Source organism: Micrococcus sp. HG099, assembly GCF_024723355.1.
Classification (GTDB): Bacteria; Actinomycetota; Actinomycetes; order Actinomycetales; family Micrococcaceae; genus Micrococcus; species Micrococcus endophyticus.
This window is the reverse complement of record NZ_JANQCJ010000127.1, coordinates 1-6,340: the sequence shown is the minus strand read 5'-3', so window position 1 is coordinate 6,340 and position 6,340 is coordinate 1. Positions and strand designations below refer to the sequence as shown.

The following is a 6,340-nucleotide window of genomic DNA, read 5'->3' as shown; positions in this document are numbered from 1 at the left end:
GCAGGGACACCGGGCCGAGGGTGAACGAGCCCTGCCGGAAGACGGCCTCGTTCAGCGTGGCGACCACCGAGCTGGAGCGGGGCGCGGCGCCGATGGTGAACTCCAGCCGCCACTCCTTGCGCGGCTCGAGCTCGACGCCCTCGAGGACCTCAACGGCCGGTGCGAGGGGCTCACGGCCGCGCTGCCGGCCGGCCTTGTCGGCGATCCCCAGGCGAACGCCGCCCTGCACGCCCGGCTCGACCGGCTCGCCGGCTGCCGGCCCGGGACGTGGCGGGAGGAGGACGCGTCCGCGGCCGCCGTCGTCGTCGCCGACCAGGCCCAGCTGGGACTGCTCTCCGCCACCGACCCCGAGATCCCGGCGAGCATGCTCGTGCCCCTCGAGGACCCCGAGCGGGTGCTGCCCGAGGGCCGCCTGGCCGCCGTCGGCGCCCCGGACGCCCTCGACGACGACGCGCAGCGGCGCATCGAGGAAGTGCTCTCCGCCCTCGACGAGGACGGGCTGCGCGAGCTCGAGCGGATCACCACCGGCGCGGACGCGCTCCCGCCGGCCGAGGCCGCCCGCTACTGGCTCGTGGACCAGGGGCTCGAGGACGTCCCCGAGGGCTGGTTCATGCCCCGGGACTCCTGGTTCTGACCCGGCCGCGGGCGCCGCAGACGCCCCGTGACGCGCGTGCGTCCCTGTGATGCACGCCGCCCGCCGCGGTGCCATGATGGGGGCATGCCCACCCCGCGACCCCGCCAGATCCGCCAGTCCGCCAAGCTCCTGAACGTTCGCTACGACGTGCGCGGCCCCATCCTGGAGGAGGCGCAGCGCATGGAGGCCGCCGGCCACCGGATCATGAAGCTGAACATCGGCAACCCCGCCCCGTTCGGGTTCGAGGCGCCGGACGCGATCCTGCAGGCCATGTACCGGCACCTGCCCCACGCGCAGGGCTACTCGGACTCGCAGGGCATCTACTCGGCGCGCACCGCCGTCTCCCAGTACTACGAGTCCCGCGGCATCCGGGACATCGGCGTGGAGGACGTGTTCATCGGCAACGGCGTGTCCGAGATGATCTCCATGGTGCTGCAGGCCCTCGTGGACGACGGTGACGAGATCCTCGTCCCCTCGCCCGACTACCCGCTGTGGACCGGCGCCACCACCCTGGCCGGCGGCCGCGCCGTGCACTACCGCTGCGTGGAGGAGGAGGGCTGGGCGCCCGACCTCGAGCACATCGAGTCCCTCGTGACCGAGCGGACCAAGGGCATCGTCCTGATCAACCCGAACAACCCCACCGGCGCCGTCTACTCGCGCCAGATCCTCCAGGGCATCATCGACGTGGCCCGGCGGCACGGCCTGGTCCTGATGGCGGACGAGATCTACGAGAAGATCACCTACGACGGCGCCCGGCACATCAACGCCGCCGGCCTGTCCGACGACGTGCTCACCCTGACCTTCTCCGGCCTGTCCAAGGCCTACCGCGTGGCCGGCTTCCGCTCCGGCTGGGTGGCCGTCTCCGGCCCCAAGCACCGCGCCCGCGACTTCCTCGAGGGCCTCACCCTGCTGGCCAACATGCGCATGTGCGCCAACGTGCCGGCCCAGCACGCCATCCAGGTGGCGCTCGGCGGCTACCAGTCCATCGACGACCTCGTGCTCCCCGGCGGCCGCCTGCTCGAGCAGCGCAACCTCGCGCAGAAGCGGCTCAACGACATCCCCGGTGTCTCCGTCCAGCCCGCCCAGGGTGCGCTCTACCTGTTCCCGCGCCTGGACCCGGAGGTCTACGCGATCGAGGACGACCAGGAGTTCGTGATCGACCTGCTGCGGGCCAAGAAGATCCTGGTCTCCCACGGCGGCGCCTTCAACTACCCGCACACGGACCACTTCCGGCTCGTCACGCTGCCCAGCGTGGAGGACCTGGACGTGGCCCTCGACCGTCTTGAGGACTTCCTTGAGGACTGGAGGGAGCGCCGTGGCTGAGAACGGCACCGCCGAGACCGTCCGCCCGGACGACGCCGAAGGCGCCGGGACGGGCGTGTTCTCGGCCCCCGCCCGGGAGCTGTTCGCCGCCCGCCGCGGGGACGCCGTGGCGGACCCGGCCGACGTCGACGCCTCCGCGACCCCCGGCTACACGGGCGGCAAGGCCCAGGGCAAGCAGGACCTCGCCGACCGCGCCGACGTGCTCGCCGACCTGCAGGAGCTGCTCTTCGCGCAGTCCACGCGCGAGGCGCCCGCGGGCGAGGTGCCGTCGCTGCTGCTGGTGATCCAGGGCATGGACACCGCCGGCAAGGGCGGGATCATGCGCCACGTGATCGGGGCGATGGACCCCCAGGGCGTCCACCTGCACGCCTTCAAGGCGCCCACGGCGGAGGAGCGCGCCCACGACTTCCTGTGGCGCATCCGCCCGCACCTGCCCCGCCCCGGCCGGGTCTCCGTGTTCGACCGCTCCCACTACGAGGACGTCCTCGTGCACCGGGTGCGGGAGCTGTCCCCACTGGCCGAGGTGGAGGAGCGCTACGGGGCCATCCGCGAGTTCGAGTCCCGCGTGCGCGCCGCCGGCACCCGGATCGTGAAGGTGATGCTGCGGATCTCCGCCGAGGAGCAAGCCGAGCGGCTCCTCGCGCGCCTCGACGACCCCACGAAGCACTGGAAGTTCAACGAGGGCGACCTCGACGACCGTGCCTACTGGGACGACTACATGGACGCGTACCGGATCGCGATCGAGCGCACGGACACCGAGGACGCCCCGTGGTTCGTGGTGCCGGCGGACCGCAAGTGGTTCGCGCGCCTGGCCGTGCAGCAGCTGCTGATCGAGACCCTGCAGGGGCTGGACCTCGACTGGCCCGAGGCCGACTTCGACGTCGCGGCCGCCCGCCGTCGTCTGCTGGCGGGCTGAGCGCCGCCGTCGTTGCGGTGGGCGGGCAGTGGTGGCGGGACCTTGCCAGGCCGGGAGCCGCGGTGAGTTGATGGAGGGACACCGGGCGCCGCAGAGGCGTGCCGGACCCGATCCGAAAGGTGGACTCATGACTGAGAACGCTGCCCAGAACGCCCCGCTGACCGGCAAGACCGTCGCGTTCCTCGCGACCAACGGCGTCGAGCAGGTCGAGCTGACCTCCCCGTGGGAGGCCGTGATCGCCGCCGGCGCGACCCCCGTGCTCGTCTCGCCGGAGTCCGGCACCATCACCGCGATGCAGTCCGACTGGGATCACGGCGAGTCCTTCGAGGTGAACACGACGGTGAAGGACGCCAAGGCCGAGGACTTCGACGGCCTTGTGATGCCGGGCGGCACCCTGAATGCGGACGCCATGCGCGTCGACAAGGACGCCCAGGCGTTCGTGCGTGCCTTCTTCGACCAGCACAAGCCGGTGGCGGCGATCTGCCACGCCCCGTGGACGCTGATCGAGGCCGGCGTCGTGGAGGGTCGGAAGATGACCAGCTACTCCTCGCTGAAGACCGACCTGAAGAACGCCGGTGCGCAGTGGGTGGACGAGGAGGTCGTCGTCGACGCCGGTCTGACCACCTCGCGCTCCCCGGAGGACCTCGACGCCTTCAACGCCAAGGTCGTGGAGGAGCTGGCCGAGGGCAAGCACGAGGACCAGACCGCCTGATCCCGGCGGGATGACGACGCGCGGGGGCGGGGGCCGGTGGGCCCTCGCCCCCGCGCGTGTGCGGGCTGGGTGAAGGGAAAGCCTCCCGTTTCCCGCACGAAAGCGCCGGGGACGCCTCCCGTTTCCCGCACGAAAGCGCTGGGGTCAGGGGGTGGGGGAGTCGGCCGCGCCGCGCACCTCGTCGAGGCGGGCGCGGGCGCCGTCGAGCCAGGCCTGGCAGCGGGCGGCCAGGGCCTCGCCCCGCTCCCACAGCGCCAGCGACTCCTCGAGGCCGGCGCCGCCGGCCTCGAGCCGTGTGACGGTCTCCACGAGCTCGGCGCGCGCCTGCTCGTAGCTCATGCCCGCCACGTCCGACGTGTCCGCCGAGGTGAAGCCCTCCACGGGGGCGCCGGTCTGCTCCTGCTGCTGCTCGGTCATGCCTGCTCCTTCGTTCCTGCCTGCTCGTCCTCGTCCTGCACCGTCCCCGCGCCGCCCACGCGACCGGGGCGCACGGCGGTGACCTCCGCGCTGATCCGCCCGGAGGCCACGAGGATGTCCACGTCCTCCCCGGGGGCCACCTGCGCCGCGTCCCGGATCAGCCGGCCCTCCTGCTGGACCACCGCGTAGCCGCGGTCCAGGGTCTGCTGCGGGGAGAGCGCGCGCACGCGGGCCACCAGGTGCTCGACGGCGTCGCGCTCGCGGGTGAGCCGGTGCGCCGTGGCGCGCCGGGCGCGCTCGCGCCAGGCGTGCAGGTCCTGCTCGCGCCCGTCCACCATGACCACCGGGTCCGCGAGCACGGGGCGGGAGTGCAGCTGGGCCAGCCCCTCGTCCTCGCGCTGGACCCGGCGCTCCACCGCGGCGGCGAGCCGGCGACGGGCCTCGGCGATGCCGGCGGCCTCCTGGGCGGCGTCCGGGACAATGCGCTTGGCCGCGTCCGTGGGGGTGGAGGCGCGCACGTCCGCGACGTCGTCCAGCACGGGCCGGTCCGCCTCGTGGCCGATGGCGGAGACCACGGGGGTGCGGGCGGCGGCGACGGCGCGCACGAGCGCCTCGTCCGAGAACGGCAGCACGACCTCCTCGAGGGCGCCGCCGCCGCGGGCGATCACGATCACGTCCACGGCGGGGTCGGCGTCCAGCTCGGCGAGCGCGGCCGCCACCTGGCGGGGCGCCTCCGGGCCCTGCACCGCCACCTCCCGGATCTCGAACCGCACCGCCGGCCAGCGCAGCTGGGCGTTGCGCAGCACGTCCTTCTTCGCGTCCGAGTCCCGGCCGGTGATGAGCCCCACGAGACCGGGCAGCAGTGGCAGCGGGCGCTTGCGGGCCGGGTCCAGCAGCCCCTCCTCGCCGAGGCGGCGGCGCAGCACCTCCACGCGGGCCAGCAGGTCGCCGAGGCCCACGGGGCGCATCTCCTGCACCACCATGGACAGCCGCCCGGCCTTGGTCCAGAAGTTCGGCTTGACCCGGGCCACCACGCGCGAGCCCTGCTGCACCGTGCCCTCGAAGGTCACGGCCACGTTCCGCCACGCGGTGACGGGCAGGGAGTACTCCTCCTCGAGGTCCCGCATGGTCATGTACACGTTGCCGCGATTGTTCTTGTACTCGATCAGCTGCCCCTCGATCCACGTGGCGGGGGCGCGCTCGATGTGCAGCTTGAGGTTCTCCGAGAGCCGCCGCAGCGGCCACGGGCGCTCGGCCGAGGTCTGGGACGCGGTGGCCGGCACGCCGGCGTCCAGGAGCGCGTCCGCCTCGACGTGCGCGGTGCTGCTGGGGTCCACGTTCGGCTCCTGTTCCTGGCGGCGGCGCCCTCCCGGCGGGGGAGCGGCGGCGGGTCCACGACCCGATCACGAGGGTGTCAGTACCCTCGGACACAGTAACGCGCCGCCGTCGCCGTCCCCTCAGCCCTGTGGACGAGCCCCCGCCCCGGAAGGACCGCCCCATGCGCCAGCTGACCGCCGTGCTCCTCGCGCTCGTCGCGGGGGTGCTCGCCGTGCTCGCCACGGCCGGCGCCCTCGTGGACGAGGCCGCCCACCGGCCCGCGCTGGTGCGGCAGGCGGCGGAGCAGGTGGCCTCCGACGACGACGTCCGCGCGGCCATCCCGGGGGCCGTCGCCGACGCGGTGGGGGACGCCGTGCCCGAGGGCGTGCCCGGGCCGCTGCGGGGGCTCGCCCAGGACCTGGTCCGCCCGATGGCGGAGTCCGCGGCGCAGGACGAGGGCGTGGTGCGCGGCTGGTCCGACACCGCAGACGAGGCCCGTCGCGCCTGGCTGCACGACCTGCGGGAGGCCTCGGACGCGACGGGGCCGGTGCCCGGCGGGGACTTCACGATACCGTTCGGCCCGGTGGCCCAGTCCGGCGTGGCGGCGGCGCTCGGGGACCTCGAGACGGACCTGCGCGAGGACCGCCTGAACCTGCCCGGCCAGGAGCTCGTGGAGCGGCTGCTCGGCGTGGACTTCGGCGACTGGGCCGTGGACACCCTCGTGGGCCCCCTCCACGAGCGCGCCGCCGAGCTGCGGGACCGCACCGACCTCACCATGACCGTCACCGTGGACGCCCTGCGGGACGTGGACCGCTCCGAGGTGGCCCGCTGGGTGGGCGCCTCCGTGCACTGGCGCTGGGCCGCCGGCGGCGCCGTCGTCCTCCTGGCGGCCGCCGTGCTGATCGCCCCGCTGCGCTGGCGCGGCGTGGCCGTCCTGCTCTCGGCCGCGACCGCGCTCGTCGGCGGCTACCTGCTCGCGAACGCGACGCGCGCGGAGGCGTTCGCCGTCGCCGCCCCGGAG

At 74.1% G+C, this 6,340-nt stretch carries 7 protein-coding genes and 1 pseudogene; 5 read left to right on the top strand and 3 right to left on the bottom strand.

Features of this window, described 5'->3' with window-relative positions:
- Positions 1-145, bottom strand: a pseudogene (locus tag NWP10_RS09960) (ABC transporter ATP-binding protein); the annotation flags it as partial.
- Between the two features lie 36 nt (positions 146-181).
- Here NWP10_RS09960 and NWP10_RS09955 point away from each other — a divergent pair.
- From NWP10_RS09955 to NWP10_RS09940, 4 genes are all read left to right on the top strand, one after another.
- Positions 182-634, top strand: a complete 453-nt coding sequence (locus tag NWP10_RS09955; RefSeq protein WP_309137721.1) for a glycine betaine ABC transporter substrate-binding protein — start codon at positions 182-184, stop codon at positions 632-634.
- Positions 635-718: 84 nt separating this feature from the next.
- On the top strand, positions 719-1,957 hold the full coding sequence (locus NWP10_RS09950; protein WP_017488983.1) for a pyridoxal phosphate-dependent aminotransferase: 1,239 nt from the start codon (positions 719-721) through the stop codon (positions 1,955-1,957).
- Entirely contained in the window at positions 1,950-2,873 is a 924-nt protein-coding gene (locus NWP10_RS09945) for a PPK2 family polyphosphate kinase (RefSeq protein ID WP_375162484.1), read from the top strand. Before NWP10_RS09950 ends, NWP10_RS09945 begins: the two co-directional genes overlap by 8 nt.
- A gap of 127 nt (positions 2,874-3,000) precedes the next feature.
- A complete protein-coding gene (locus NWP10_RS09940) occupies positions 3,001-3,585 on the top strand; it encodes a type 1 glutamine amidotransferase domain-containing protein (protein ID WP_258300791.1) in 585 nt (194 codons plus the stop codon).
- 144 nt (positions 3,586-3,729) lie between these two features.
- On the opposite strand, the gene NWP10_RS09935 is transcribed toward NWP10_RS09940, so the two are convergent.
- Both NWP10_RS09935 and xseA read right to left on the bottom strand, forming a co-directional pair.
- Complete coding sequence (locus NWP10_RS09935) at positions 3,730-4,002, bottom strand: exodeoxyribonuclease VII small subunit (RefSeq protein ID WP_017488980.1); 273 nt, start codon at positions 4,000-4,002, stop codon at positions 3,730-3,732.
- Positions 3,999-5,339 (bottom strand): exodeoxyribonuclease VII large subunit, encoded by a 1,341-nt coding sequence (xseA, locus tag NWP10_RS09930; protein WP_258300790.1) that lies wholly within the window; start codon positions 5,337-5,339, stop codon positions 3,999-4,001. The genes NWP10_RS09935 and xseA overlap by 4 nt, the downstream gene beginning before the upstream one ends.
- Before the next feature lie 161 nt (positions 5,340-5,500).
- Here xseA and NWP10_RS09925 point away from each other — a divergent pair.
- Positions 5,501-6,340 (top strand): hypothetical protein (locus NWP10_RS09925; protein WP_258300789.1); only part of this gene is annotated, 840 nt, incomplete at its 3' end.

Coding starts and splice junctions, on each gene's coding strand:
- NWP10_RS09940 (WP_258300791.1), top strand. CDS start 3,001: ATGACTGAGAACGCTGCCCAGAACGCCCCGCTGACCGGCAAGACCGTC.
- NWP10_RS09950 (WP_017488983.1), top strand. CDS start 719: ATGCCCACCCCGCGACCCCGCCAGATCCGCCAGTCCGCCAAGCTCCTG.
- NWP10_RS09935 (WP_017488980.1), bottom strand. CDS start 4,002: ATGACCGAGCAGCAGCAGGAGCAGACCGGCGCCCCCGTGGAGGGCTTC.